This window comes from Falsibacillus albus, from assembly GCF_003668575.1.
GTDB classification, from domain to species: domain Bacteria; phylum Bacillota; class Bacilli; order Bacillales; family DSM-25281; genus Falsibacillus; species Falsibacillus albus.
Map to the genome: position 1 here is coordinate 20597 of NZ_RCVZ01000012.1, position 25744 is coordinate 46340.

The 25744-nt window shown below is 43.4% G+C and carries 25 protein-coding genes; 17 read left to right on the forward strand and 8 right to left on the reverse strand.

Going from position 1 to position 25744, the window contains the following annotated elements:
• The first annotated feature begins 247 nt into the window (after window positions 1-247).
• Window positions 248-1171, forward strand: a complete 924-nt coding sequence (locus D9X91_RS15940; RefSeq protein ID WP_121681648.1) for a diacylglycerol kinase — start codon at window positions 248-250, stop codon at window positions 1169-1171.
• A 147-nt stretch (window positions 1172-1318) separates the two neighbouring features.
• Here the strand turns inward: D9X91_RS15940 and D9X91_RS15945 are convergent, their stop codons facing one another.
• Both D9X91_RS15945 and D9X91_RS15950 read right to left on the reverse strand, forming a co-directional pair.
• The gene (locus D9X91_RS15945; RefSeq protein WP_121681649.1) at window positions 1319-2044 is read right to left on the reverse strand and encodes an FTR1 family iron permease; all 726 of its coding nucleotides are present in this window, start codon (window positions 2042-2044) and stop codon (window positions 1319-1321) included.
• Between the two features lie 116 nt (window positions 2045-2160).
• Window positions 2161-3099 carry a nucleoside hydrolase gene (locus D9X91_RS15950; protein ID WP_121681650.1) on the reverse strand — a complete coding sequence of 313 codons (939 nt, stop codon included), beginning with the start codon at window positions 3097-3099 and terminating at the stop codon, window positions 2161-2163.
• Between the two features lie 184 nt (window positions 3100-3283).
• Here D9X91_RS15950 and rlmD point away from each other — a divergent pair, with 184 nt between their 5' ends.
• A complete protein-coding gene (rlmD, locus tag D9X91_RS15955) occupies window positions 3284-4660 on the forward strand; it encodes a 23S rRNA (uracil(1939)-C(5))-methyltransferase RlmD (protein ID WP_199738125.1) in 1377 nt (458 codons plus the stop codon).
• Between the two features lie 77 nt (window positions 4661-4737).
• Here rlmD and guaC read toward each other — a convergent pair whose 3' ends face one another.
• A complete protein-coding gene (gene guaC / locus D9X91_RS15960) occupies window positions 4738-5721 on the reverse strand; it encodes a GMP reductase (RefSeq protein ID WP_121681651.1) in 984 nt (327 codons plus the stop codon).
• A 201-nt stretch (window positions 5722-5922) separates the two neighbouring features.
• Between guaC and D9X91_RS15965 the strand changes: the two genes are divergently transcribed.
• The 4 genes from D9X91_RS15965 to D9X91_RS15980 are packed head-to-tail and all read left to right on the forward strand — an operon-like array spanning window position 5923 to window position 9099.
• Window positions 5923-6546: a TetR/AcrR family transcriptional regulator gene (locus tag D9X91_RS15965; protein ID WP_233569822.1), complete on the forward strand. Its 624-nt coding sequence runs from the start codon at window positions 5923-5925 to the stop codon at window positions 6544-6546.
• Window positions 6547-6582: 36 nt separating this feature from the next.
• The gene (locus D9X91_RS15970) at window positions 6583-7467 is read left to right on the forward strand and encodes an ABC transporter ATP-binding protein (RefSeq protein WP_121681742.1); all 885 of its coding nucleotides are present in this window, start codon (window positions 6583-6585) and stop codon (window positions 7465-7467) included.
• A 6-nt stretch (window positions 7468-7473) separates the two neighbouring features.
• Complete coding sequence (locus tag D9X91_RS15975) at window positions 7474-8271, forward strand: ABC transporter permease subunit (protein ID WP_121681653.1); 798 nt, start codon at window positions 7474-7476, stop codon at window positions 8269-8271.
• A gap of 27 nt (window positions 8272-8298) precedes the next feature.
• Window positions 8299-9099 (forward strand): ABC transporter permease subunit, encoded by an 801-nt coding sequence (locus D9X91_RS15980; RefSeq protein WP_121681654.1) that lies wholly within the window; start codon window positions 8299-8301, stop codon window positions 9097-9099.
• 51 nt (window positions 9100-9150) lie between these two features.
• Here D9X91_RS15980 and D9X91_RS15985 read toward each other — a convergent pair whose 3' ends face one another.
• Entirely contained in the window at window positions 9151-10125 is a 975-nt protein-coding gene (locus tag D9X91_RS15985; RefSeq protein WP_121681655.1) for a DUF4003 family protein, read from the reverse strand.
• A gap of 406 nt (window positions 10126-10531) precedes the next feature.
• Between D9X91_RS15985 and D9X91_RS15990 the strand changes: the two genes are divergently transcribed.
• From D9X91_RS15990 to D9X91_RS16005, 5 genes are all read left to right on the forward strand, one after another.
• Window positions 10532-10729, forward strand: a complete 198-nt coding sequence (locus tag D9X91_RS15990) for a hypothetical protein (protein WP_121681656.1) — start codon at window positions 10532-10534, stop codon at window positions 10727-10729.
• A 41-nt stretch (window positions 10730-10770) separates the two neighbouring features.
• On the forward strand, window positions 10771-10923 hold the full coding sequence (locus D9X91_RS22575) for a hypothetical protein (RefSeq protein ID WP_158598345.1): 153 nt from the start codon (window positions 10771-10773) through the stop codon (window positions 10921-10923).
• Window positions 10924-11110: 187 nt separating this feature from the next.
• Window positions 11111-12112: a VanW family protein gene (locus D9X91_RS15995; protein ID WP_121681657.1), complete on the forward strand. Its 1002-nt coding sequence runs from the start codon at window positions 11111-11113 to the stop codon at window positions 12110-12112.
• Window positions 12113-12284: 172 nt separating this feature from the next.
• Window positions 12285-12590, forward strand: a complete 306-nt coding sequence (locus D9X91_RS16000) for a hypothetical protein (RefSeq protein ID WP_121681658.1) — start codon at window positions 12285-12287, stop codon at window positions 12588-12590.
• 174 nt (window positions 12591-12764) lie between these two features.
• The gene (locus D9X91_RS16005; protein ID WP_121681659.1) at window positions 12765-13613 is read left to right on the forward strand and encodes a DMT family transporter; all 849 of its coding nucleotides are present in this window, start codon (window positions 12765-12767) and stop codon (window positions 13611-13613) included.
• 362 nt (window positions 13614-13975) lie between these two features.
• Here the strand turns inward: D9X91_RS16005 and D9X91_RS16015 are convergent, their stop codons facing one another.
• A complete protein-coding gene (locus D9X91_RS16015; protein WP_121681660.1) occupies window positions 13976-14710 on the reverse strand; it encodes a hypothetical protein in 735 nt (244 codons plus the stop codon).
• Entirely contained in the window at window positions 14707-15414 is a 708-nt protein-coding gene (locus D9X91_RS16020) for a hypothetical protein (protein ID WP_121681661.1), read from the reverse strand. The genes D9X91_RS16015 and D9X91_RS16020 overlap by 4 nt, the downstream gene beginning before the upstream one ends.
• A gap of 139 nt (window positions 15415-15553) precedes the next feature.
• Here D9X91_RS16020 and D9X91_RS16025 point away from each other — a divergent pair, with 139 nt between their 5' ends.
• The 6 genes from D9X91_RS16025 (at window position 15554) to D9X91_RS16050 (ending at window position 23036) form a co-directional block, all read left to right on the forward strand.
• Window positions 15554-16168: a class I SAM-dependent methyltransferase gene (locus tag D9X91_RS16025; RefSeq protein WP_121681662.1), complete on the forward strand. Its 615-nt coding sequence runs from the start codon at window positions 15554-15556 to the stop codon at window positions 16166-16168.
• A gap of 72 nt (window positions 16169-16240) precedes the next feature.
• On the forward strand, window positions 16241-17698 hold the full coding sequence (locus D9X91_RS16030; protein ID WP_121681663.1) for an amidase: 1458 nt from the start codon (window positions 16241-16243) through the stop codon (window positions 17696-17698).
• Window positions 17699-17988: 290 nt separating this feature from the next.
• Entirely contained in the window at window positions 17989-19092 is a 1104-nt protein-coding gene (locus D9X91_RS16035) for a threonine aldolase family protein (protein WP_121681664.1), read from the forward strand.
• Window positions 19093-19455: 363 nt separating this feature from the next.
• Window positions 19456-20853, forward strand: a complete 1398-nt coding sequence (locus D9X91_RS16040) for an FAD-binding oxidoreductase (protein ID WP_121681665.1) — start codon at window positions 19456-19458, stop codon at window positions 20851-20853.
• Window positions 20850-21836 (forward strand): bile acid:sodium symporter family protein, encoded by a 987-nt coding sequence (locus D9X91_RS16045; RefSeq protein ID WP_121681666.1) that lies wholly within the window; start codon window positions 20850-20852, stop codon window positions 21834-21836. Before D9X91_RS16040 ends, D9X91_RS16045 begins: the two co-directional genes overlap by 4 nt.
• 141 nt (window positions 21837-21977) lie before the next feature.
• Complete coding sequence (locus tag D9X91_RS16050) at window positions 21978-23036, forward strand: C45 family autoproteolytic acyltransferase/hydolase (protein WP_121681667.1); 1059 nt, start codon at window positions 21978-21980, stop codon at window positions 23034-23036.
• Window positions 23037-23134: 98 nt separating this feature from the next.
• Here the strand turns inward: D9X91_RS16050 and D9X91_RS16055 are convergent, their stop codons facing one another.
• Together D9X91_RS16055 and D9X91_RS16060 are read right to left on the reverse strand one after the other, a co-directional pair.
• On the reverse strand, window positions 23135-23809 hold the full coding sequence (locus D9X91_RS16055) for an NAD(P)H-dependent oxidoreductase (RefSeq protein WP_121681668.1): 675 nt from the start codon (window positions 23807-23809) through the stop codon (window positions 23135-23137).
• 143 nt (window positions 23810-23952) lie between these two features.
• Window positions 23953-25731, reverse strand: a complete 1779-nt coding sequence (locus D9X91_RS16060) for a metallophosphoesterase family protein (RefSeq protein ID WP_158598346.1) — start codon at window positions 25729-25731, stop codon at window positions 23953-23955.
• Window positions 25732-25744 lie beyond the last annotated feature (13 nt).

A 25744-nucleotide genomic window follows, 5' to 3' on the forward strand; every position in this document is an offset into this window, starting at 1 on the left:
GTTTATTCTTGGCGGAAAAGAGGTATGATGAAGAAGATGAAGATAGTTCGTGTTTGTTAACAGTCTGAACATGACACAATTATTTAATTAGATTTTTTTTACTAAAAGAGGTATGATATTCTGCGTCAGATGCTTCGAGAATGGCTGGGGCTGATCACATGCTTATGGACAGCGGCGGCTCCTAAAATAAATGAACACCAGCATGCTTCAAATACAAGAATTTTAAGTAGATTAGGATGATGGGGTAATGAGAAAAGCAAGAATTATATATAATCCTACTTCCGGTCGAGAAATCTTTAAAAAAAGTTTAGCGGAAGTATTAATGAAACTGGAAGTGGCCGGATATGAAACCTCATGCCACGCGACAACGTGTGAGGGCGATGCTTCGAATGCTGCCAGGATTGCAGTGGAAAGGAAATATGACCTTGTCATCGCTGCAGGCGGCGACGGCACGATCAATGAAGTGGTCAACGGACTTGCCGAGCAGGATTTCCGGCCTAAGCTGGGGATCATACCTGTAGGGACGACCAACGATTTCGCTCGGGCGCTGCACATCCCGCGCGACATAATGGCTGCAACGGACATCATCGTCAAGGGAGATACCATCCCGGTCGATATCGGACGCATGAATGACCGCTACTTTATCAATATAGCCGGGGGCGGAAGATTAACGGAGCTTACATATGAAGTGCCGAGCAAACTGAAAACGATGCTTGGACAACTTGCCTATTACTTGAAAGGCATGGAAATGCTTCCTTCCATCCGCGCAACCGAGGTTTCAATCGAGTATGATGGGAAAATCTTTGAAGGGGAAGTCATGCTATTCTTGGTGGGGCTGACCAATTCAGTAGGCGGTTTCGAGAAATTGGCACCAGATGCATCCATTAATGACGGCCTGTTTTCCCTGCTCGTTTTGAAAAAAACAAATTTAGCTGAATTTATCCGTATTGCCTCTATGGCACTTCGTGGAGATCATGTGAAGGATCCGAATGTCATCTATACACAGGCAAATCATATTAAGGTCCGTTCCAAGGAAAAAATGCAGCTGAATATCGATGGGGAGTTTGGCGGAGTCCTTCCGGCAGAATTTGAGAATCTGTACCGCCACTTGGAGGTATTTGTCCCAATCGACCAAATCCGTCCGGAGGATCGACCGGAAAATCTTGAATAAAAGACAGAAAAAAAGCTTCCACACTTTTTCATCAAGTGAGGAAGCTTTTTTTGCTGGGGCTATTCGTACCAGTCTTTGATCATTGAATGAAAAAAGGAATCCGCAGCACTATGTCGGATTCCCTTATATTTTAAAAGGTTCTATTTATTAGCTTACTTTTGGCTTTTCGTTCGATTTCTTCTGTCCTTTGATGCGGTTGATATCGTCCTTTAGAAAAATGTAGAGTGATGGGACGATGAAAACAATCATGCCGATGGTTTCCAGCGCTTCCCCGCCATCTTCGAAAAGCTTGACTAAGCCTTCCCCGAATAATTCGCCGCCCAAGAAAATCAAAATGGCTCCCAAAGCTTTGAAAATAAATCCGAGATTATATTTAAGCGTTGTTTTGAACACAACATAGGCCAGGATGATGGCCAATACAATTCCAGCGATGCTTCCGAACGCTACATTTGCAGCATCTTGTGAAATTTGGGTCATAGTGAAGATGACCAGTTCGATGCCTTCGCGAAGAACTGAAAGGAAGGCAAGGACAAATAGTCCAATCCAGCTCGTTCCTTTTTCAACTTGGGAAACGACTTGGCTCGACATTTGTTTATTTTTATGTAGCCATAAAATGAAATAAGCTATGAGACCAGCTGCGAGCACCATCATGATGCCTTCGAAAATTTCTTCTCCAGCCTTCTCCATTTCCTTTGCCTCATTAAAACCGATCACGCCTCCGACAGCGCTTACGACAAGACCGGCGATGGCTCCAAAATATACGGCTTTTGCCAAGGTTGTTTTATTGAACTTGGCAAGTTGTACGAGGATTATGCCTATGATTAATGCGGCTTCTAAGCCCTCACGAAAAGACAGAAATAAGCTTGATAACATGTAGACACCCCATTTGAATAGTTATGACGTTGATAATCATTCTCAACCTAATTGTAGTGACAAGAGGAACTCTTGTCAACAGCTTATTGAGAAAAGTTTTCAATTGTGGGATGCACTTATTTGAGGTTGGGGCCGATCATGGTATGAATAAAATCCTTAATGAATTTTTGATAATCCATCTTCAAATATATGTTGATGTTATTTTTGGATGGGGGAGCCTTCGGGCGAAGATCGGCTACACTTTGTCCCTTGGTCATTCCAAACGTCTGAACGTCTACATCGCGTGAAAGGAATTTTCCCAGGCTAGGGTAGGTCAGCATGGCCATGGCAGTCACGTCGTGGATCGGTGCGCCTTGAAGTCCTGGAACCAATTCAGCATACACTTCACAATAAAAATTCATCAGCGGCTTAAGCAGGTGTACAAGCTTATTCTGGGCATGCTGTAAAATGTACTCAACCATATCCATGGTCACGATTGCTGTATTGGTGATGTTCAATGGCATAATGTGAACGTTCTTTAAGCTCGTCAAAACAAGATTTGTTGCAAGGGGGTCGCCGAAGAAATTAGCCTCGGCATATTCCGTGACGTTTCCCGGGGTTAAGAAAGCCCCGCCCATAATATAGAATTCCTTTACCTCCGAAACTTCCTTGCTGCTTAAGATCATGGCGGTTGCCAGGGAGGTGGAGCGCCCGACATCGACGATTGTAAGGTCGGGGTGCTCTTTCATAATATCAAACACGCGGCTGAAGTTCAGGAGCTCGCCGTTGATAAAGTCTGGGGGGATCAGCGGTCCTAACCCTTTTGGTCCGTGGATTTCTGGGTAATAGGTAGGCGGAAGGCCATCAAATGGTCTTGTTGCCCCTCCGATCAGGGGGATATCGCTCCTGCCTGCAGTATGCAAAATAAAGGCGATATTCCGTGTCGCCTCCTTTTTGCTGATATTTCCATAGCTCGAAACGATGCCGACAAGTTCAATGTCCGGATGAAGCAGGGCGTACATCAATGCAATGGCATCATCGATTCCCGGATCTGTGAAAAAAAGGACTTTCTTCATGGTTTTCTCCCCCTTTATGAAGTCCCTGAATAGAGAATATGTGAAGTGATAACAAAAGATGTTAGTACAATGGAAGTGAATTTGAAAAAATTACATTTAATTACAATAAGGCGTAATCGCTATTCAATCCTCGATTATGTTACAATCAGGAGAGCAAAAAACGGATAGAAAAGGAAGTAAGCAGATGAGTAAAAAAATACATGCACCTGTCCAGAAAAATGAATACTGTGACGTGGGGTTTGAAGATTTGACCCACGATGGCAATGGTGTTGCAAAAGTAGAGGGCTATCCCATTTTCGTGCCGAATAGCCTGCCAGGAGAAAAAGGGAAGATCAAAATCGTCAAGACTGGCAAGGGCTATGGGTTCGGCCGTCTGATGGAGCTTTATGAAGAAAGCCGTCATCGCCAAGAACCGCCTTGCCCCATCTATAAAGAATGCGGTGGCTGCCAAATTCAGCATTACAGCTATGAAGGGCAATTAGCCGCTAAAACAAAGCATGTACGGGATGTAATGACGCGCATCGGCAAACTGGAAAACGTGAAAATCCACGAGACTCTCGGGATGACAGATCCTTGGCACTACCGGAATAAAGCCCAGGTTCCGGTCGGGGAAAGGAATGGAGAGCTGATTGCAGGCTTTTATCAAAAGCGGAGCCATGAAATCATTGATATGGATGCATGCATCATCCAGGATCAAAAAAATGATGAAGTCATTCAAGTCGTGAAGGATATCTTGAAAAAGTACAGCGTCCGCGCCTACGACGAGCATAAGCATAGTGGCGCCATACGTCATATCATGACCCGCATCGGACATAAAACAGGTGAGGTTATGGTAGTCCTGGTCACCCGTACGAAAGAACTTCCCCATCAGAACAAAATCATCGAGGAAATCGCAGGCTCCATAAAAGGAATCAAATCAATCGTCCATAACGTGAACTCGAAGCGCACCAATGTGATTTTTGGGAAGGATACAAAGGTTTTGTGGGGAGAAGAAGTGATCTACGATTACATCGGAGACGTGAAGTTCGCCATATCTGCCCGTTCTTTCTATCAAGTTAATCCGGCTCAAACGAAGGTGCTTTATGAACAGGCGCTTGAGTATGCCGGTTTGAGCGGGGAAGAAACGGTTATCGATGCATATTGCGGTATCGGTACGATTTCACTGTTCCTGGCTCAAAAAGCGAAAAAGGTGTTCGGAGTGGAAATTGTTCCGGAAGCGATTGAAGATGCAAAGCGAAATGCCGAACTCAACGAAATCGCCAATGCTGAATTTGAGGCAGGGGAAGCGGAAGTGGTCATCCCCCGGTGGTACAAGGAAGGCAACAAAGCGGATGTCCTCGTCGTCGATCCACCAAGAAAAGGCTGCGATGAAGCTTTATTGCAAACCATTATTGATATGAAGCCGAAAAAGGTGGTCTACGTTTCATGTAATCCGGCAACGCTGGCGAGGGATTTGAGGGTGCTAGAGGACGGAGGCTATAAGACCGCTGAAATTCAGCCGGTGGACATGTTCCCGCAAACGATGCATGTAGAAGCAGTTGCGAAAATTGAATTGGTTTAAAAAAACGAGAAGAGCAGGCGGCTCTTCTCGTTTTTTTATGAGCGGCATAAAAAGCCCGCTCTCTTTGATCAAATCCATCAATATACTTTATCCCCATTGAAGATGGAGTTCTTGACGATGACATAATCCACTGTCCGGATGGCATCAAGCTTGTTTCCGCCAGCATAGGAGATGGATGATTGAAGATCCTGCTCCATCTCAATCAGCGTATCCTGTAAAGAGCCTTTATGTTCAACATGCATTTTCTTGCCCTCTACATTTTTCTTTTCACCTTTTTGGAATTCGGATGCTGAACCGAAGTATTCTTTATAATACTTTCCGTCAATTTCAATCGTTTCTCCAGGAGATTCTTCATGACCAGCAAAAAGGGAGCCGATCATAACCATGGTAGCGCCAAATCGAATCGATTTCGCGATATCTCCATGGGTGCGGATTCCACCGTCGGCAATGATTGGTTTGCTTGCAGCTTTGGCACACCATCGTAGTGCTGCCAACTGCCATCCACCTGTCCCGAATCCTGTTTTGATTTTCGTGATGCATACTTTACCTGGCCCGATGCCCACTTTGGTCGCATCTGCTCCAGCATGCTCCAACTCCCTTACAGCTTCAGGCGTCCCGACATTCCCTGCAATGACAAAGCTTTGCGGCAAGTGCTTCTTAATATGCTGTATCATGGCAATCACTGAATTCGAATGGCCATGGGCAATGTCGATTGTGATGAAATCCGGTACAAGCTGCTCTTCTGCTAACTGGAGGATGAAATCATATTCTTCCTCTTTTACACCTACGCTGATCGAAGCAATCAATGCACGTGATTTCATATCTTGAATGAAGGATTTTCTCTTTTCTGGTTCAAATCGGTGCATGATATAAAAATAACCGTTTTCAGCTAAGTTTAGTGCGATTTTATCATCTATAATCGTCTGCATGTTCGCAGGAACCACCGGCAATTTAAAAATATGTCCACCCAATGTCACTGTCGTATCACACTCAGAACGGCTGTTGACGACACATTTTGCAGGAATCAATTGAATATCTTCGTAATCGAATACATTTTCCATGTTTTACACCCCTAAAAACGAATATTAAAGTTTTGTTTTGAATAAATGTTCGTATATTTATAATTTAACTCATTATCTTCTTCCTGTCAAAGTTTTATGCATTATCCAAAATTTAGCTGAGGAGTCATTGACCCGAGTGGTCAATGGGAATATAATTGAGTTGACCATACTGGTCAATGAAAAATCGGAGGCGTTTCAAAATTGTTGTTTAAATCGCTGAATATCGATCCTGAAAAAGAGGACCGAATCGTTAATGCAGCTTTAAAAGTCTTCTCGCAAAATGGCTATCAAAAAGCTTCGACCAATGCCATCGTCAAAGAAGCAAAGATATCAAAGGGGCTATTGTTCCATTATTTCAAAAGCAAGAAAGATTTGTATCTCTCATTAAGCGAACAATTATCGGATTTGTTTTTAGAGAAAATTTATGAACGGGTTGACTGGGAGGAGAGTGATATTTTCTGCGTGTTAAGGCAGATCGTATTGCTGAAATTTGAGCTGTTCAAAGTTTATCCTGAAATGACTGATTTTTTAAACGCTGTGTACCAGGAAACAGACAGTGAAGTGGCCGGCGAAATCAATCGCAAGAAGGAAAAGTTGATTGCAGAAAGCTTCCGAAAGTTATTCGCGAATATCGATGTGAATAAATTTAAAGAAAGCGTGGATGTCCAAAAGTCCATTAAAATCATTCATTGGACTTTTGAAGGCATGGGCAGAAGAAATCAGGAAAGGTATAAAGAGGTGCCGGTCGATCAACTTGATAAAGAAGAGATATTGTCTGAGATTGATGCTTACATCCATATTTTGAAACAGTCTTTTTATAAATAGGGGAAAAAAATGAAGAGGCAAAGGGAGGTTCATGCGATGAATGTGATAGAAATCAACAACCTGACGAAGACATATGGAAGTTCCCGAGGGATTGAATCAATCAGCTTTAATGTGGAAGAAGGAGAAATATTTGGGTTCATCGGACCGAATGGCGCTGGAAAATCCACTACGATCAGGACCCTGTTGTCATTGATCTATCCGACAAGCGGAGGTGCCAAGATCTTTGGCAAGGACTGTATCCAATACGCACCCGAAATCGCGAAAGAAGTAGGGTATCTGCCATCTGAAGTTTTTTATTATGACAATATGAAGGTCATTGATTTGCTGAAGTATTCAGCCAGTTTTTATAAAAAAGACTGTAATAAACGGATTAGGGAATTAGCGGAAATCATGGATTTGGATGTATCGAAAAAAATAGATGACCTCTCACTCGGAAACAAAAAGAAAGTGGGCATCGTTCAAGGACTTCTGCATGAGCCTAAGCTAATCATACTGGATGAGCCGACAAGCGGATTGGATCCACTGATGCAGCAGAAATTCTTTGATTTGCTGGAGGCAGAAAATAAAAAAGGAGCGACGATTTTGTTTTCGTCCCATATATTGAGCGAGGTTCAGCGCTTATGCGACAGGGTGGCGATCATCAAGGAAGGAAAGATCGTCCAAGTCGAAAAAATCAGTATCTTAAAAGAAAACAATCATAAAAAATTCAAAATAGAAGTAAGCAGTGAGATTGAACCGGGATACTTTGAAATGGACGGCGTCACGAAGATTGAAGCTAAGAATGCACACATCAGCTTTTTATTTCGAGGGGATATCAATCAAGTAATGAGAAAAATTGCAGAAATTGAAATCAAGAATCTGTGGATCGAGGAGCCGGACTTGGAAGAAATCTTTATGCACTACTATGAAAAGGAGGCCTAGCAATCTATGAATATTTATATTCATGAGCTAAAGGCTTATCGAAAGTCTACGATGCTATGGACTGCCTTATTAGTGTTTTTACTCATTCTCTTCATGTCTTTGTTTCCCTCCATCGCCCATGATTTCGATGAGTTCAAAAAGATACTTGAAGGATTTCCGGAAGGTGTCCGAAAAGCGATCGGACTGCAGGTCGAGAGTATGGGGACAGTGGTAGGATTTTATTCGTACACGTTTTTATATTTGACATTATGCGGAGCGATACAAGGAATGAACTTTGGCATCTCGATTGTTTCGAAGGAAACGAGGGAAAAAACGGCGGACTTCCTTTTGACGAAACCAGTGACCCGGAAGAAAGTGCTGTCTTCCAAAATTTTAGCAGCGATTACATCTTTGATCGTCACAAATGTCATCTTTATCATTGCAGCTGTCTTGTTGGCAAATTTGGTGAAGACGGAAGCGTACAGCCTCAAAATCTTTCTGATGATTTCTTTGACCCTCTTTTTCATTCAGATGATATTCTTCTCTATGGGTATCCTGATTGCTGTCGTTTTTTCAAAAATCAAATCCGTCATTACCGTATCACTTGGGGTCGTTTTCATGTTCTTTATGGTCGGGTTGCTTGCGGCAGTTGGAGGAGAGGATGGCGGACATTATTTCTCCCCATTTAAATATTTTGATACTGCCTATATCATAAGAAATTCCAGTTATGAGCCATCATATGCACTGGTGGGAACCGGGGTTATTATTGTTTCCCTTGCAGCCAGCTATCTAATTTACACGAAGAAGGATATTCATTCAGTCTAAATTGGAACGGAAAGGAGGCGAAGGTGAGTGAATGTTTTTTGGAGAGAAATGAAATTTCAGCGGAAGTCGTTGATCATATGGTGCATCGGGATGATCGCCATGATCGTGGCAGGTATGGGGAAATACGCCGGGTTGTCATCATCTGGACAATCAATGAATGATTTGATGGCGCAAATGCCAAAATCGCTGCAGGTATTGATGGGGATCGGCAGTTTCGATATCTCGACGGCAAGCGGATATTATGGAGGGCTGCTGTTCTTATACTTGCTCTTGATTGGGACGATACACGCCGCAATGCTTGGTGCAACCATCCTCTCGAAGGAAGAACGGGATAAAACAGCTGAATTTCTGTTTGTCAAACCGATTTCAAGAAGCAAAATCATTGCCACCAAGCTTCTTGCAGCCTTGATGAACGTCATTATTCTAACACTGGTGACATGGCTGACATGCCTCGTCATTGTTGGAAGGTATAGTGATGGAGTGGCAGTGGGCACAGACATTTCCATGACGATTGCAGGAATGTTCATCTTGCAGCTATTATTTTTAACTATAGGAGCATCGATTGCAGCTGTGACAAAAAGACCCAACAAAGCTGCCTCGGTGTCCACAGGGGTCCTTTTGCTGACTTTTATCTTATCATTCGCCATTGACTTGAATGATCAGTTGGATTTTTTGAAATACATCACTCCGTTTAAATATTTTGAAGCAAAGCATGTGATGCATGGCGGCGGACTTGATGCCGGGTTTGTCATTCTTACCTTTTCGATGATTTTCCTCCTGTTGATGATCACATTTATCTTTTACAGAAAAAGAGATTTAAAAGTATAAGCAATCAAAAAACCTGAGGCTGCCAGTTGGTTGGCAGTCTCAGGTTTTCTTTTAATTACTGGCAGCTGCGGCTGCGGCAGCCCCTGAAATGGCAGCTACAGAGGCAGCCTGCTGCGCTTGGATCAACGTTTCCATCGTTGTATATAAGCTGGTAGACAGCATGGATGAATGCTCGATTTGTTCGGTGATCAAAAACTGAACGGCCATAAGCATATTGATATCTTTATGCCATTTGAATAGTTTTTCCGAATTCAGCCTCTCCCAAATTTCCTCCAATTGTGCTAAACGTGCCTTAGCATCTTCCAAGAAGGAGAGCAAGGCGATTTGGGGATAATGCATTGCTTTAGCTTTCATGCCGCCCTGTTTCATGATCTGAAACAATTGGCTGCACCGGTTCACCATTTCATCCTGGGCAACTTCATCTTGAAGGGATAAAATATGGCTCATGCTTTGGAGCTCATTGCCTTTCCTGAATCCAGCCCCATTCAATTTTCGATAATAGCCTTCAATTTGATCCATCAATTCGTCTGTATCCTGATCCCCTTGTGCCAGAAGCATGGCTAGCGGGTAATCGTCCTGTCCTGTTAAGAAGAAGTGATGCTCTTTCATTTTTTTATAAATGCTGAAGGCGAGGGGGACAGACTCCTTATGATGTTTTTCCCCTGAGAGGGCGACCATGGCAGCAATATACGTATACACACTTCGATGAAAACCGGTATCCTTCAAATCTTCATAAATGGATAGGAACTCGTGCAACTTGTCCTTTGGGGCTTCAAAGCGTGTATCCAGCATCGCGGCAATGGTGAATCGTTCCTGATGCTTCAATGTGGAAAACATGCCGACTTCGTCTTTGATAAACTCACTGAGCTCATCAAATCGCTGCAGATCAAAATCCCGTTCACTTGTCACATATAAGGAGGCGGCCATCATCAAGATCCTTGAATCCGACACTCTCCAGCGGAACCTGTTCTTCATCTGTCCGAAAATCGCTGCATATGTATCGACTTTTTTCAACGCTTCGTTCATGTAAAACACTTCCTTTTTGTGTATTACTAGTGCATACGTCTAAGAATTGGAAAAGTTTCATGGTGCTTAAGAGAATTCTATTAATCAAACGATTGATTAAATCTTGAAAGGCTTGGTATATTAGCTTTTATCACTCATAATCAAACGTTTGATTAAATATTATGGACGGTGGAAATCATCGATTGCAGCCCCTTTTTTTATCAAATTTGGCAGGTTATCCAATGATGTTGTAGAGTTTTTCAATCGCTTAATCAAATTATTCCATTATGTTTAGCGGTTATATCTTCACGCGTGTAATTTGTTTCATTTTAGTTGATTTTGCCAAAAACGAATGCTGATTATTAATTGAAACAATTTCCAATCTGAATCGTAATGATAGATACCAACTATTTGAGAGGTGCGGAACATGGAAACCGGCAATCATGAAAATGTGTGCAGAAATTGTGGCGGGACTGAATTTGCGGAAGGAAAAATGGACGGATATTCAGTCGTAAGACCGGTTGATAAAATGATGAGCATGGGATCGCCACTGCTTTTGAACATATGCAAAAAATGCGGTGAAGTTCGTTCGATGAGGGTCATGAAACCCGAGAAGTTTTATTGAAAATAGGGAATCTTCACCCGCTCAATAAGGAGGAGCCTTGAATGAAATTCAAATGGTACACGGTCATTCTTATCATTGCCGCCTTGGTGGTGAACATCGTTCTTGTATCTATGAATCAAGCCTTAATGGGTATAGTTTCAGCCATGGTCATGCTGATCATTGCCGCATTGACCACGGGGAAGAGAAAATCTTAATAGGAACGGGCATCGTTGAAAAAGTCTGCTGGTGCATGAGTGTACCGGCTTTTTGTATTGGCTGTCTCTTGTCTTTAAAATGAGTCCATCGTTTCATGTCTCAGAGTCATAGTCTTGCAGCTATTGAATAGATTTAAAAAATGGGCAGAAGCTTCACAAATTTATTCAATGGGGGACATATTCAAAAATGAAATGGATAGCGGCAATTGTATTGACTTGCAGCCTGATCGGTATGGCGGGGTGCTCTGGAAAAACAGCCAAGGAAAAGGAGTTGCAGAAACAGGTTGCAGAGCTGCAAAAACAAATTGATGAATTAAAGAAAGAGAAAGCGGAAGCTGCGAAGCAAAAAGAAAAACAAGAAGCAGAAAAAAAGCAAGGGTTGGTTGAAGTGATTGACCCGGAAACGAAAACAGTGGTGGCAACCCTGAACCCTAAGGAAATGGGATACTTCGCCGATAAGGAAAAGTACAAAGCGGATATTGAAAAGTGGGCGAAGGAAGCTGCCAGGGGGGCTGAGGGGAAAGCTGGATTCGATCAACGTATGATCCCCGACCGAATCGGGGATGGCGGTCAGGTCATCAAAGGGAAACCGAGAAAAATATTGGAGGAATCCGAATTAGCCGAGAAAATCATCGGTGCATCGGAAAAGGGAGGGACCGTCGAGCTGCCTCTCTACGTAACGGAAAGCGGCTATAAGCCTGAAGAAGTTTCCCACCTGGGAGAAGTGGTGATCGCATCTTATACAACCCAATTTGATGCCAGTGTCTTAGGAAGAACAAAGAATATAGAATTGTCTGCCAAGGCCATCAACAATGTCATCGTCGGCACGCAGGATATTTTTTCTTTTAACACCACGGTCGGACCAAGCGACAAGGCGCATGGATATCAACCCGCAGCGGAAGCGGTGAATGGAAAATTGGTTGAAGGGATTGGCGGGGGAATCTGCCAAACTTCTTCCACATTGTACAATGCCGTGGATAAATTGGGGGTCGCTTATGTGGAAAAGCACCATCATTCCGTTCATGTGGGCTACGTCCCGACTGGAAGGGATGCGACCGTTTCTTTCGGCGGATTGGACTTTCGATTTCAGAACACCACAAAAATTCCATTTTTATTAAAAGCTTACGTGAACAACGGAGCATTGACAGTGGAGGTTAGAACTTCACAAGCAAATGCAGAACAAATGTAAAGGAGAGGGCCGTGCCCCCAGGTGATAAAAAGTGCCTGTGGCAGGCCCCTTATGGGTTAAAGTGGGTCAACGTCTAGTCAAAGGTTCGGGTGGATACATACTTTATAGTGGAAACTTTTAATGGATGGAGGTTCACTCCATTTGCTGTATAGACAAAAGAGGAGGAGAAAGTATGCATCAAGAATTAGTCCATGCCAATCCTGGAGATGAAAGAATCATCGGCAGAGTTGGGTTCGGCCGGCCATTCGGGTTTGGCAGACCATTCGGCTTCGGAAGACCTTTTGGTTTTGGGAGACCGTTCGGATTTGGGAGACCATTCGGATTTGGGAGACCATTCGGCTTTGGATTCGGCTTTCCATTTTTATTGGGCGGATTGTTGGGAAGTGCTTTATATGCGCCATATGGCTACGGATACGGTTATCCTTATCCGTATTATGGATATGGCTACCCATACTACCCATACCCTTATTACTACTAAAAACGAAAATGTCAGACGTCCTTTAAAATGGGCGTCTTTTTTTTTTGGATTAAAATTCTTTAGTATTCCATTCAAGTTTTGTTACACTATGGTGGTGTCTAAAAAGTATAGGTATTTTTGAGCATACTTTGGACAAGCTTCATTAAAAGAAAGATAGCTATAATTGGAGGAATTATGAGTAATCGAAATAAAGGAATCATCTTATTGTTATTATCTGCATTTGGATTTGCGATGATGGCTGCCCTGGTCAAATTATCCGGGGACGTTCCCACGGTTCAAAAAACCTTGTTCCGAAATATGGTTTCTGCCATCATTGCATTCGGTTTTGTTGTCTATCATAAAGAACGGCTATTTGGGCGGAAGGAAAATCAAAAAATCCTTTTGCTTCGTTCAAGTTTGGGCACCATCGGGATTGTCCTTTATTTTTATGCAATCGACCATTTAGTATTGTCGGATGCAGACATGTTAAATAAACTCAGCCCATTTCTGACCATCTTATTTTCGGCCCTGTTCTTGAAGGAGCGGGCAAGGATGTTTCAGGTCATCGCCATCATCATCGCTTTTTTGGGAACCCTTTTTATCATCAAGCCTTCCTTCAGCTATGAGTTCATCCCTTATCTTGCCGGGGTATTATCGGCTGTATTTGCAGCTGGGGCGTATACGGTGCTGCGTGTACTGGGCAGTAAAGAGAAGTTTTACACAGTGGTCTTTTATTTCTCTTTTTTCACGACCGTGTCGATGCTGCCGTTTGTCTTTATTTACTTTGAACCGATGAGCTTGAAGCAGTTGATTTATCTATTATTAGCCGGTGTATTTGCAACGATCGGGCAATTCGGGATCACCATTGCCTATAAGTTTGCACCTGCAAAGGAAATTTCGATTTTCTTTTACTCGACCGTTGTTTACTCAGCATTGATCAGCATCATGATCTTCGGCCAAGTCCCCGACATGTACAGCATCATCGGGTACATCATCATCTTTGGCGCATCATTTTATATGTTTGTGAAAAACAATAAGGAATAGAAAGTAATAAGGTTGGGACATAGCTCAATCACTACACTCTAAAAGAAAACAATATAAGCATGAACCAAACTTTTAGAATCTGTAATGTCACCGCCGTTGATTTCCATGCAAGATTTCGCTTTCCGCTGGCGGCCGGTGAGCTTCCCCGTCACTGCGCTCCTGCGGGTCACACCTGTTCTGCTTTTCCCGCCGGAGTCTTCGTCTTGCACTCCAATCAACAGCAAAAAAAATCTAAAAATAACAAATATGCTTGAATAATACTTATTAAAAAATCCGAACTAATTCGAATTCTATTGATTTGGTATTATAGTTCGGATTTTTTTCGACTACTAAAACACTTTTGTCGCCAGGCTCATTTTTCATTATTCCAAATCGGTATTATCAATAGGCATCATAACTTCTAAATCATCATTTCCAATCCTGTAGCTGTAGCCATGATTGGGTGTTTCAGGATAGTATTCATTCCCGTTTTGGTCCTTAGACTGCCATCCGATATGTATATTCGGGTCAGCTGTTTCAAAAAAATAATCAGGCTGTTGTCTATTGCTTACTCGTGACGTTTGTTTCATGATATATACCCATTCTTCAGGCAGCTTTATAATGCCGAATGATTGTCCATGGACTTTAACGGTGTCCTTCATCTGAATTTTCGGCATATATGTTTCAGCTCCTCCGGAGACCATATATCCCCTATCTTTCATCAAATAAAAGTCCAGGGTTTTCAAATTGTCATCAGGCTTGAGATTCCAAACGATGTATTGAGCAGCCAAGTCATTATTATCCATTTTCCAAATCCGCGGACTGCCCTCAGTATCGATTGAATCCAGCTCCCATTCATGCTTATTCCAAACCCAGAAGCTTAGCCCATATGTATGCTTCGTCGAAACGAATGGGACAAGTTTATGGGTGGCATCGAGCTCTACGATTGCTTGAATCTTGTCTGCCTGAATAGTAACTGTCAATCCGTTCATTCGTTTTGTCAATTGAGATTCTTTCGGGAAAGCAGAAGGAGGCCAAGGGAAAAAACGATACATGACTAATGTGATAATGATGAGTAGAACGATAGTGGAAGAGAGTATCCATATTCTTTTCTTCACGGGTTCTTCACCTCCCAAATTGAAGAAGGCGAGTGGAAATATCGCTGTCTTCTTTGTGAGTTGACTAAAATACCCTTCCCATCCTTTTCTACAAAGACCATGGTTTGGATCCCACTGCCCGATTTTGATGATGTACCTTTAAGGACATAGGGAAACCGCTCATCCCCCTTTTTCCCGTTTTGACCAGTAATATTTTGATACCACACTGTACTATAAATCTTCTTTTCTTTCATTTTATTCAGAGCTGTCGAAAGGGCTGCACGATCGATCCGGTGCTCATCAGCAGACGGATTGATCGCAATCAAGACAGGCTGCTCATAGCTTGATAGATACGTCGATACTTCATTTTCCGGATAAAGTCCATGGTTGATCGGAATGGCCAGCAGCCCTGCGGCAAGGAACAGGTAGTTTGAAAAAAATCCTAGCCATGCAAATGGACGGTATTTTACCCACCGGTCTTTAACTTTTCGAAAAATAAAAAATAAGATCCAGACGCCAAGCGGCAAAAGGGCAATTTTAAATGTATCGTGGAATAAAGGGACTGTGATGGAAAAAGAGAACAAACCGACAAACGTGGCAAGGAAGACCTTCCATCCAGTCAGTTTAGCCTTATTCTTTCGATAAAAGAAAATGACCAGTGCAGCCGATCCTGCCCATACTGCAAGATTCAGCAAGAGGGAAGGGAGATTAATTGAAGAAAACATGTCATGTCAAACCACCTTTATTTTTCTATCTTTATCCATTTTAACAATAAAATGGGTTTTGTTTCAGTGTATTCAATAATTATGTTTTGAGAAGGTGTTAAAATGGAGTCATGATTCGTCAGCAAAAAGGAGAATGCAAATGAAGGATAAGGAATATGATGCGCTGCTGAATATCCGGACAAGCAAGGAGCAGGCGGGATTTCATTCCTCCTTGCATTACCATCGCTATGAGCCTACTCCGTACGAAGCGCTCGAACGGTTTTTTCGCCATTATCCATTGAAAAGCAGTGATAGGGTAGTCGATTTTGGCTGTGGCAAAGGAAGGCTGAACTTTTTCGCTCATCACTTGTTTCAGTCCACGATGATCGGAGTGGAAATGGATGAGCTATTTTATGAACAAGCAGTTGAAAATAGAGGGCGTTATTTTGAAAAAAAGAATACTAACAAGCGGAACATTTATTTTCATTGCTGCCTGGCAGAAACTTACGAAATCCACCCAGAGGATAATCATTTTTACTTTTTTAATCCTTTTACCGTCCAAATTTTCATGAAAGTCGTCAACAATATCCTGCAATCATTTGAGGAAAATCCACGACGCATCGATTTGATTTTATATTATAGCTCCGAAGATTATATTTTTTACCTAGAAAACCAGACACCGTTTGAGTTGTTCGAAGAAATCGGCCTGCATGGCTATGAAAAAAATGCTTATGAGAAAATGCTTGTTTACCGTCTTGCCTATCAGTGCACCTAAAGGATTTTCCTCTTTTCTTATCGAATAAATTCAGTAGCACGGCAAAACAATTTTAAGAAAAGAGGTTCAACTATGGAAAACCCAGCGCTAGATCGGCTCAAAAATGGATGGATTTTGGATATATCGATAGAGGAACTTCAATATAAAATGCAATCTGGTGAAGTTTCTTCAAAGGATCTTGTCTTGATGTATTTGGACCGGATTGCTGAGTTCGATCAGGAATTGAAATCGATCATAGAAATAAACCCCGATGCCCTGTATTCAGCGGCTGCATTGGACTTTGAGCGTCGCACCAAAGGAAGCAGAGGCCCCCTTCACGGTATACCGCTTCTCCTTAAGGACAATATCGATACCGGAGATAAGATGCATACGAGTGCAGGGTCTTTGGCGCTGGCTGAATCCTATGCAAAGGAAGATGCCTTTGTCGTAAAGAAATTGAGAAAGGCTGGAGCGGTCATCCTTGGCAAAACCAACATGACCGAGTGGGCTAATTTCATGGCAGAAAATATGCCCTCGGGCTACAGCTCCAGAGGTGGCCAGGTGCTGAATCCGTATGGGGTCGAGTTTGAGGCTGGAGGCTCCAGCTCTGGATCGGCAGTTGCCGTAGCGGCTAATTTTGCCGCAGCTTCAATTGGAACGGAAACATCCGGCTCCATATTAAGTCCAGCGAACCAGAATGCAGTTGTAGGCATCAAACCGACTGTGGGATTGATCAGTCGTACGGGAATCATCCCGATTTCCCACACTCAGGATACGGCAGGTCCAATCGCGAGAACGGTTGCGGACGCAGCATTAATACTTGGTGCCATGCAAGGCGTTGATGAGAAAGATCCGGTGACCAGCAGCAACGAGCTCCTTGAAATAGATTTCATGGAACATCTAAAGGCTGATGGGTTAAAGGGGAAACGGATAGGCATCGCGCGAAGCCTTTTCATGAAGCATTTAAGTGAGTCCCAGCGTCAAGTGATGGAGGGGGCTGTCAAGAGACTGAGCGAACTGGGTGCTGAGGTCGTTGAGGATGTTCGTATTCCGTCTGCAAATAAGGAATGGAAAAGCAAGGTGCTGCTTTATGAATTCAAGTCCGGTGTCAATGCATACTTAAGGACTACCGATCCTGAAATCGGGATTCGTTCCTTATCGGATGTTATTTCATTCAATGAGAGGTTGGGCGAGCAGACATTGAAGTATGGTCAAAAAGTATTGATCGATTCCCAGGATACGAGTGGGAATTTGACAGAAGCGGAGTATTTGAAGTGCTTGGAAAAAGATCAATATTTTTCGAGAGAGCATGGAATCGATTCCGTTATGGAAGAGCATCAGCTGGATGCAATCGTTTCATCAAGCCATTTTGGCTCAGGCATCCCTGCGAAGGCTGGGTATCCATCCATTAATGTCCCGGCTGGCTTCACAGGGGATGGTGAGCCTGTTGGAATTACATTTACAGGGAAAGCCTTCAGTGAACCGGTATTGATCGAGCTTGCCTATGCGTTCGAGCAAGGTACGAGACACCGAAAGCCCCCGCTCCTATAAATAACTGGAATGCATTATTGAAAAGGTTGTTTTTGTTGAACGGTTTTCTTGAAAATAATTGAACATTAGCGGTTGATTGGAGCGGAAGGTGCGAGACCCCGCAGCGAAGCGAGGAGATATAGTGGATATTCGATTAAGTTCGGCACCTCGTGAGCTGACATCGAACGACCTCACTTCGTGTGAGGGCCCTCGGAAAGCGAGCATCCTTCCGTGGAAATCAACCTTACTCAAGCTTTGACCAATATCAACAAATATGACAAAAAGAGCTAAAAACAAAGGAGGAAAAGAAATTGACTTCACCCAATCCGCTGCTTGAAGCATTCAAAAAAGCACCCTATTTACTCCCGGGGAACGGGAAAAGAACAGTGGAAGTATTGAAGGAGGCGCTGGAACACATCGAGGATCAAGAAGAGAGTGATGTATACGGCTCCGGTAAGATCATTGAAGAATTTCAAATAAAAATGGCCAACTACCTTGGGAAAGAAAGCTCCGTTTTCTTTCCGAGCGGGACGATGGCGCAGCAAATCGCTTTACGGATTTGGTGCGATCGGAAAAGAACGAAAAAAGTTGCCTACCACCCACTCTGCCATCTGGAGATTCATGAAGAGGATGGATTGAAGGAATTGCACCACCTCGAGCCCATATTATTGGCCGATAAAGATAGGGTCATAGAGTTAGAGGATGTGACCGAATTAAACGAGGATATAGCCTGTTTGCTGCTTGAGTTGCCGCAGCGTGAAATCGGCGGACAGCTTCCGGAGTACAAAACCCTTGAAGAGATTTCTGCTTACTGCCGTAAGAAGGGAATCAAGCTCCATCTGGATGGTGCGAGGCTTTATGAAATCCTTCCATACTATCAAAAATCGGCAGCAGAGATCTGCAGTCTTTTTGATAGTGTCTACATCTCCTTCTATAAAGGAATCGGTGGTGTAGCAGGGGCGATCCTCGCTGGGGGAGAAGACTTTGTGAAGGAGTCGAAGGTTTGGAAGAGGCGCCACGGCGGTGACTTGATCAGCCTGTATCCATATATCATCAGTGCGGACCATTATTTTGAAAAAAGGATTGGAAGGATGCAAGAGTATTTTGAGCAAGCTAAAGAAGCAGCCGCAGCCTTCAATGATTGCCAAGGAGTATTTACCATTCCTGAAATGCCGGTCTCAAATATGTTTCATGTCTATTTCCAAGAGCCGAAAGAAAAGGTGGAATCGCTCATGGCAGAGATTGCGGAAGAAACAGGAGTGGCCATGACAGGATATGTGAAAGAAATCAATGAAACGCAATGTTCCTATGAACTGAGTATAGGTGATCAGTACGGAAGGGTACCGAAGGAGAACTTAGAGAAAGCCTTCTACCTCCTTGATGAAAAAATGAAGAATGCAAAAGTAGGTTCATAGAGGAAAGAAGAGGCTAGGACAAAAGTGTTCTCTTCTAAGAAAAATCCGAACAATTCAAATTCTTACATTAGAATTCGAATTGATTCGGATTTTTTTAATAGGTTTTGTTTAAGCATGTTTGTGGTTTTCAGCTTATGCTGGCTGTTGATTGGAGTGCAAGACGAAGACTCCGCCCGCCCCGCGGAAAGTGGGGATCCTTTAGTGGAAATCACCTTTTTGATAATTAGCAGCCCACTTTAAGAATGTAGCCTTTGAAATAAGAGATGGTGGATTTTACAAAAATAATCCAATTTACTATTGAAATATTCTGAGTATTAGGTATAATTCCAATCATTATACTTTTTTCAACAGGGGGAGATACATATGAACGCATCAAAGAGCAAGCTGTTGGACGATTTGAAAGCATTGTTGAAAGATGAACAAGTCACTGTGAATGAAACGATTCTCGAACAGCATGGAAAGGATGAATCCTATCATACGCCGAGTTCTCCCGACATTGTCGTCTTTCCTGAGAGTGCCGAGGAGGTGAGCGCCGTCGTCAAATTGGCTTCCGCTCATAAGACACCGATTATTCCATTCGGAATGGGTACAAGCTTGGAGGGGCATGTGATTGCTTATGAAAAAGGTATTACGATCGATTTTTCCTTGATGAATAAGGTTCTTGAAGTCAGGGAGAAGGATTTTCTTGTGAAAGTCCAGCCAGGGGTCACGAGGATGCAGCTTAATAAAGACTTAAAAAAATACGGCCTATTCTTTTCGGTCGACCCAGGTGCAGATGCCACACTCGGCGGGATGGCAGCCACAAATGCGAGCGGTACGACTTCGGTGAAATATGGAGTGATGAGAGACCAGGTCCGTGATCTGGAAGTCGTCCTGGCAAATGGCGACATCATCCATACCGGAAACTTGGCGCAGAAGTCTTCTTCCGGCTATAACTTGAACAGCCTATTCGTAGGATCGGAAGGAACGTTGGGCTGCTTTACCGAGCTGACGCTGCGTGTATTTGGCATTCCGGAACATGTTGTAGCAGCTAGGGCTTCATTCGAACGGCTGGATGACGCGGTCGCAGCTGTTGTCTCCATTTTACAGGCTGGGATACCGATCGCCAGGGTGGAGCTTTTGGATGAGCAGTCTATGGTCCAGACGAATTTATACAGTGATACGAGCTACAATGAGAAGCCGACATTGTTTCTTGAGTTCCACGGCAACGAAGCAGGTTTGAACCAGGATGTTGAATTTACAAAGGAAATCGTCAAGGACCACCATTGTGAGGATCTTGTATTTGAAAAGGACAATGCAGCGCGGAATAAGCTGTGGGAAGCAAGGCACAACCTCGCTTATGCCTATATTCATGGCCATCCCGGGAAAAAGCAGATGGTGACCGATGTTTGTGTCCCCCTCTCGGAGCTGGCTGGTGCGATCAAGCATGCCAGAAGCCAAATGGAAAAATTGGATATGGTCGGTGGGATTCTTGGCCATGTTGGTGATGGCAATTATCATACGCTGCTCATGATCGATGTCAATGATCCAGTAGAGGTTGAAAAGGCAAATATATTCAATGAGCAAATCGTCGAGTATGCATTACAACGGAATGGAACATGCACTGGCGAGCATGGGGTCGGTGTCGGAAAAATGAAATACCAGGAGAGAGAGCATGGGCAGGCTCTGCAGGTGATGGAAAAAATAAAGGCTGCCCTCGATCCGATGGAAATTTTGAACCCCTATAAATTGGTTCATATGAAAAAGGAGGAAAATAAATGAAGACACTTGAAACCATCAGTCGATTTGCCGGGAAGTATTTTGCTGTTTGGGTCATTTTAATTGCGGGGATCGCGTATTTTGTTCCGGCACCGTTTCTTCCACTTGGGGGGTACATAACCATATTATTAGGCGTTGTCATGTTCGGAATGGGGTTGACGCTTAAGCCGGCTGATTTCAAATTGGTCCTTACGAAACCTCTTCCTGTCATTACAGGTATTCTGGCGCAATTTTTGATCATGCCGCTTGGTGCATTAGCGATCGCCTACTTGCTCCAGCTGCCGAAAGAGCTAGCAGCAGGATTGGTCCTGCTGGGATCCGTACCAGGCGGGACATCGTCGAATGTCATGGTGTATTTGGCAAAAGGGAATCTGGCATTATCGGTTGCGATGACTTCGATTTCGACGATGCTTGCGCCGGTTGCCACTCCTTTGATTTTATTAGGGCTCGCCGGACAATGGATGCCTGTCGATCCAAAAGCGATGTTCCTTTCGATTGTTCAGGTCATCATCTTTCCGATTGTATTGGGCTTCATCGTGCAAAAAATCTTCCCTAAAGGCGTTCAAAAAAGCCAGAACGTCATTCCGTTGATTTCCGTATTGGCCATTATCATTATTGTTTCAGCAGTTATATCGGCAAATGGTGATCATATCGCATCTTCCGGTGGTTTGATTTTTTCAGCGGTCATGCTTCATAACTTCCTCGGGCTGTGCCTCGGATATGGCGCTGCTTGGCTGCTCAAGCTGGACGAAGGGGAGCGCCGGGCGATATCGATTGAAGTGGGGATGCAGAATTCAGGTCTTGGGGTGGCTTTAGCTTCGGCTTATTTCGGTCCATTGGCTGCACTTCCAAGCGTCATTGCAGCAGTTTGGCATAATATTTCGGGTCCGATTCTGGCAACGATCTGGTCAAAGAATCCGGCGAAGCAAGCAGATGGCAGCAGAGTCGATTCAGGTCCGAGCCAGGCGCAGCCGATGGCAAAGTAAAAGCAAAATTGTTTGAAATTGGCTTGCTGCCCTTTGGTGCGGCAGGCTTTTTTTTGTCTGTCGGGTGCCAAGGATTTTATTTCTTGCTGGTAATCGATTATCCTGATAAAAGACGACCGTAATACTTGAGGTGAAAATAAAGTGAAGAAAATACATAGCAATGTGATTCAATTCAGGGGAACCCACATGGATTTTGGTTATATGCAAGGGCAAAGGCTGAAGGATTCGCTTGCCGTCATCAATCGTGAAAACCAATGGAAGGTGCGGAAGCCAAGGTTTTCGATTGACGAAGCAGAGGCTAAGGATGCGATTATCAAATTTGCGCCGGGAATCTGGGAAGAGCTGCTCGGTTTGCAGGAGGCGCTGGAGTGGCCTATGGAAAAGGTACTGAAGGAATTCGGAGGCTACCGTTTGGATTATGTAAAATCCGGCTGTTCAATCTTTACAGGTGAGGATTATTTAATCAGGAACTATGACTACCATCCTAAAACGTATGAAGGACGCTATGTTTTGTTCCAGCCGACAGATCAAGGCTATGCGATCATCGGTCCCAGCCAGCGGGTGACCGGCAGAATGGATGGGATGAACGAGAAGGGCTTGGCGGTTGGCTATAATTTCATGCATCGAAAAAACCCGGGGGACGGATTTATTTGCTGCATGATCGGCAGGCTGATCTTGGAATCATGTGCTAACGTCCAAGAAGCCGTCGAAATGCTGAAGGAAATCCCCCATCGTCATTCTTTCAGCTATGTAGTATTTGATCGCAGCGGAGAGACCTATGTCGTGGAAACGTCACCAAGAAAAGTTGCGGTGCGCCAATCACAGGCCTGTACAAATCATTTTGAACTGCTGACAGAAGAAAACCGGAACCATCTTGTCGATTCAAAGAGACGACTGGAGGCTATGCAGGAAAACGGAGCTTCAGAAGCATCCGATGCATTCCGTATGATGAACGATCGGAACAAAGGGGTATTCTCTGATCTGTACAGCAGCTGGGCAGGCACCATTCATACGTCAGCATACTTTCCGAATGAGTTGAGAGCATGGATGGCGCTTGGCGGAGACCGTGAGCCTGTGGAACTTGATTTTGGAAAATGGCTGAAAGGGGAAGACTTAGATATCGATCGACTGACTGGAGAAGTGGACACGGATATCCCTTTCCTTCATATGGATGAAGGGGCTGATTGGTTTAGGAGATGATCTGTATATAAATGCCCTCGGTCTTGGACCGAGGGCATTTTTGTGCAGGGCTCCCCATTTTAGGCAGCCCTGCACTTTGGTGACAGGCACCGGTATTTTTATACGAATTTGACGATGTCGTCGTAAGGTCTGCGCGTTTTTGGGTTTGGCTCGTTGACGCGGTATCCGAAAGCAACCATGACGGAGATGCTGAAATGTCCATCCTCCAGGAGACCTTCTTCGGCAAGCAGGGCGTTCATTTTTTCAATATCAAAGCCTTCGATTGGACAGGAGTCGATGCCGATCTGGGCAGCGGCTGTCATCATATTACCAAGGGCTAGGTAGGTTTGCTTGCATGCCCAGTCATACAATGGACGATCGCCTTCAAGTAAATCGAAGTCCACCTTTTGGAATTCTTCAATTCGGGAAAGATATTTTTCCAAATGTTCTTCAGGCATACTTTTCACCGTTTTAAAATGATCCTGCAAGTAGGCGGAATCATATTTCGTATCGAGCTTCGTCCTTGCCAACATAACGACAAAATGACTGGCTTCAGGAAGCTTTCCGTAGGCGCCCCATGCCGTGTTTTTGATTTTTTCCCTTAGTTCAGGGTTTTCGATGACCACGAATCTCCAAGGTTCAAAACCGAAGGAACTCGGGGACAACCTGCCTGTTTCCATGATGAAATGAAAATCATCATCTGACACTTTTTTATCTGGATCGAACTGTTTTGTTGCATGTCTAAAATGGTAAGCATCCAAGATTTCCTGCTTCAATGTTTCTTTATCACGCATACACGACTCGCTCCTTTTCATCTTAATGAATCATTTTTAACGTATCACAATATGGCAGATGATTCATGCAATTAGTATTGACGAATTTCCACCTGTTATTAAAAACGGTCTGCCGTGATAAAGACATACTTTTGTGAGTTAGTTTAATTTTTTTCTACACTCACTACTTTCGAATCGTTCGCAGGTACAGTAACTTTTACTTCAAGATATTGTTTGCCATCTGCGGAATAGTTCTGTACTACTTGTTCTCCGTTTGTCGTTTTGTAAGATCCTTCTGTCAAATAAATAGGTATTGAAACGGTTAAGTCCTTCTTCAGTCTATTAGAAATGGTTATTTTCTGAGAGGACGCAGTTCCGTCATTTGCACTTTGGTAATCTGCTTGATAGGACATGATCCCGCTTTTTGTATCGCCATTTTCATATACAGGAATTGAGTGGCCGGGCTCTTCATAATTATAGGAAGTGATTTGTCCATCGCTTGTCTGGAAATCCCTGAAGCCAACCCATGGTTTTCCCGTAAGCTCTATGGCTGTTGTCGTCGTATAAAGAATCCCATCTTGCTTTGTAACATTGTCAACATGAGTATGTCCGTGAAGACTAAGTGTTACACCATATTCTTTCATAAGGTCAATCAACGCTTGGGCATTTTCTCCATGCCATTGTTGGTCATATTTGAGTCCCAGTTTTTCCCCCAATGCAAGCGTATCGACCGACTGAGGATCATGCTGCTGGTCATATTGCTGCCAATATTTTTGAACTTCCGAGTCCGTTTGCGGCCATATATCACGGTCGCGCCATAAAGGATTGTGATGGGAGAATAACCCTCGAATTTGATTACTTTGAGCCGTTTTTGCATTATTTTCTAAATCACTTTTAATCCATGCCAATTGCTTCGCTCTAACTTGTCCTCCCCAAGTCGGGACAGAGACAGTTCCGTGGCCGCTGCGGTCAATTTTATTCCAATCAAATGAATTGTATCCGATAAAATGTGCATAGGGGCCATAGTTAAATGAAAAATATTGAGGGCCGAAATATTTTTCCCAATATTTTGCTCCATCTGCCAAAGTTGCATCTTGCGCATAGAAATCATGGTTCCCAGGGACAATGTACACAGGAACATTTAATTTTTGCAGTACTTTGTACACTTCTTCGTATTCATAAATATATTCTTGGGGATTCATTTGTCCAAAAATTAAATCTCCTGTAAGGACAACAAAGTCAGGATTTTTCAGATTTACTTCTTTGATGGCTTTTTGCAGGTAGAGCCAGCGTTTGTTTGGATCAGGGTCCCACATACCCGTCTCTCGGGCCAATGCTGGATCAGTCGAAGTAGGATTGTCAGGATCACCGACATTTCTTGGAGATCCCACGTGAATATCGGTTAAATGCAGAAAAGTAAAATCTTTTTTGAATTGATCGATGATTTTTACCGAGTGAGGTTGTTTATCCGTGATTCTTTGCCCGTTTCCTGTATAGGATACCTCTAAGTCATATAATCTTTCTGGAACATTATCAGGAATCTTTACAGTTACATCAGAAATGGTAGAACTATTTCTCCAATAAGATTGACCTTGCTGAACGGAGAGGACAGGCAAATCATAGTCGGTTGTCAAGGAAGAATGATTGTTTTGTTTTAATTTTACAATCCAAGCTCCGGCTTCTTTTCCTTGTGTATCAACTTTTAGTGTTAATGTTCCTCCTTTCTCTTTAATTGCCGGGGTCGAAAACAATGGATAGATAATCTGATTGACTTTCTGATCGATGGAAATATTAGGGGCCTCATTTAAATAATTTGTGCTGTTTCCAATTCCACCATCTTGGATTCCGGAGGCAGTAACTGGTCCATCCAAGGCATTAGCGGAAACTGGAATCATCGAGAAGATGAAAATTAGTATAAGACTTAATTTGAACTGCTTTCTCATTTGGTTCCCTCCT

Excerpts from the sequence above, each read along its gene's own strand:
- D9X91_RS15940 (WP_121681648.1), top strand. The coding sequence starts at position 248 with ATGAGAAAAGCAAGAATTATATATAATCCTACTTCCGGTCGAGAAATC.
- D9X91_RS15945 (WP_121681649.1), bottom strand. The coding sequence starts at position 2,044 with ATGTTATCAAGCTTATTTCTGTCTTTTCGTGAGGGCTTAGAAGCCGCA.
- D9X91_RS15950 (WP_121681650.1), bottom strand. The coding sequence starts at position 3,099 with ATGAAGAAAGTCCTTTTTTTCACAGATCCGGGAATCGATGATGCCATT.
- rlmD (WP_199738125.1), top strand. The coding sequence starts at position 3,284 with ATGAGTAAAAAAATACATGCACCTGTCCAGAAAAATGAATACTGTGAC.
- guaC (WP_121681651.1), bottom strand. The coding sequence starts at position 5,721 with ATGGAAAATGTATTCGATTACGAAGATATTCAATTGATTCCTGCAAAA.
- D9X91_RS15970 (WP_121681742.1), top strand. The coding sequence starts at position 6,583 with ATGAATGTGATAGAAATCAACAACCTGACGAAGACATATGGAAGTTCC.
- D9X91_RS15975 (WP_121681653.1), top strand. The coding sequence starts at position 7,474 with ATGAATATTTATATTCATGAGCTAAAGGCTTATCGAAAGTCTACGATG.
- D9X91_RS15985 (WP_121681655.1), bottom strand. The coding sequence starts at position 10,125 with ATGAACGAAGCGTTGAAAAAAGTCGATACATATGCAGCGATTTTCGGA.
- D9X91_RS15990 (WP_121681656.1), top strand. The coding sequence starts at position 10,532 with ATGGAAACCGGCAATCATGAAAATGTGTGCAGAAATTGTGGCGGGACT.
- D9X91_RS22575 (WP_158598345.1), top strand. The coding sequence starts at position 10,771 with ATGAAATTCAAATGGTACACGGTCATTCTTATCATTGCCGCCTTGGTG.
- D9X91_RS15995 (WP_121681657.1), top strand. The coding sequence starts at position 11,111 with ATGAAATGGATAGCGGCAATTGTATTGACTTGCAGCCTGATCGGTATG.
- D9X91_RS16000 (WP_121681658.1), top strand. The coding sequence starts at position 12,285 with ATGCATCAAGAATTAGTCCATGCCAATCCTGGAGATGAAAGAATCATC.
- D9X91_RS16005 (WP_121681659.1), top strand. The coding sequence starts at position 12,765 with ATGAGTAATCGAAATAAAGGAATCATCTTATTGTTATTATCTGCATTT.
- D9X91_RS16020 (WP_121681661.1), bottom strand. The coding sequence starts at position 15,414 with ATGTTTTCTTCAATTAATCTCCCTTCCCTCTTGCTGAATCTTGCAGTA.
- D9X91_RS16025 (WP_121681662.1), top strand. The coding sequence starts at position 15,554 with ATGAAGGATAAGGAATATGATGCGCTGCTGAATATCCGGACAAGCAAG.
- D9X91_RS16030 (WP_121681663.1), top strand. The coding sequence starts at position 16,241 with ATGGAAAACCCAGCGCTAGATCGGCTCAAAAATGGATGGATTTTGGAT.
- D9X91_RS16040 (WP_121681665.1), top strand. The coding sequence starts at position 19,456 with ATGAACGCATCAAAGAGCAAGCTGTTGGACGATTTGAAAGCATTGTTG.
- D9X91_RS16045 (WP_121681666.1), top strand. The coding sequence starts at position 20,850 with ATGAAGACACTTGAAACCATCAGTCGATTTGCCGGGAAGTATTTTGCT.
- D9X91_RS16055 (WP_121681668.1), bottom strand. The coding sequence starts at position 23,809 with ATGCGTGATAAAGAAACATTGAAGCAGGAAATCTTGGATGCTTACCAT.
- D9X91_RS16060 (WP_158598346.1), bottom strand. The coding sequence starts at position 25,731 with ATGAGAAAGCAGTTCAAATTAAGTCTTATACTAATTTTCATCTTCTCG.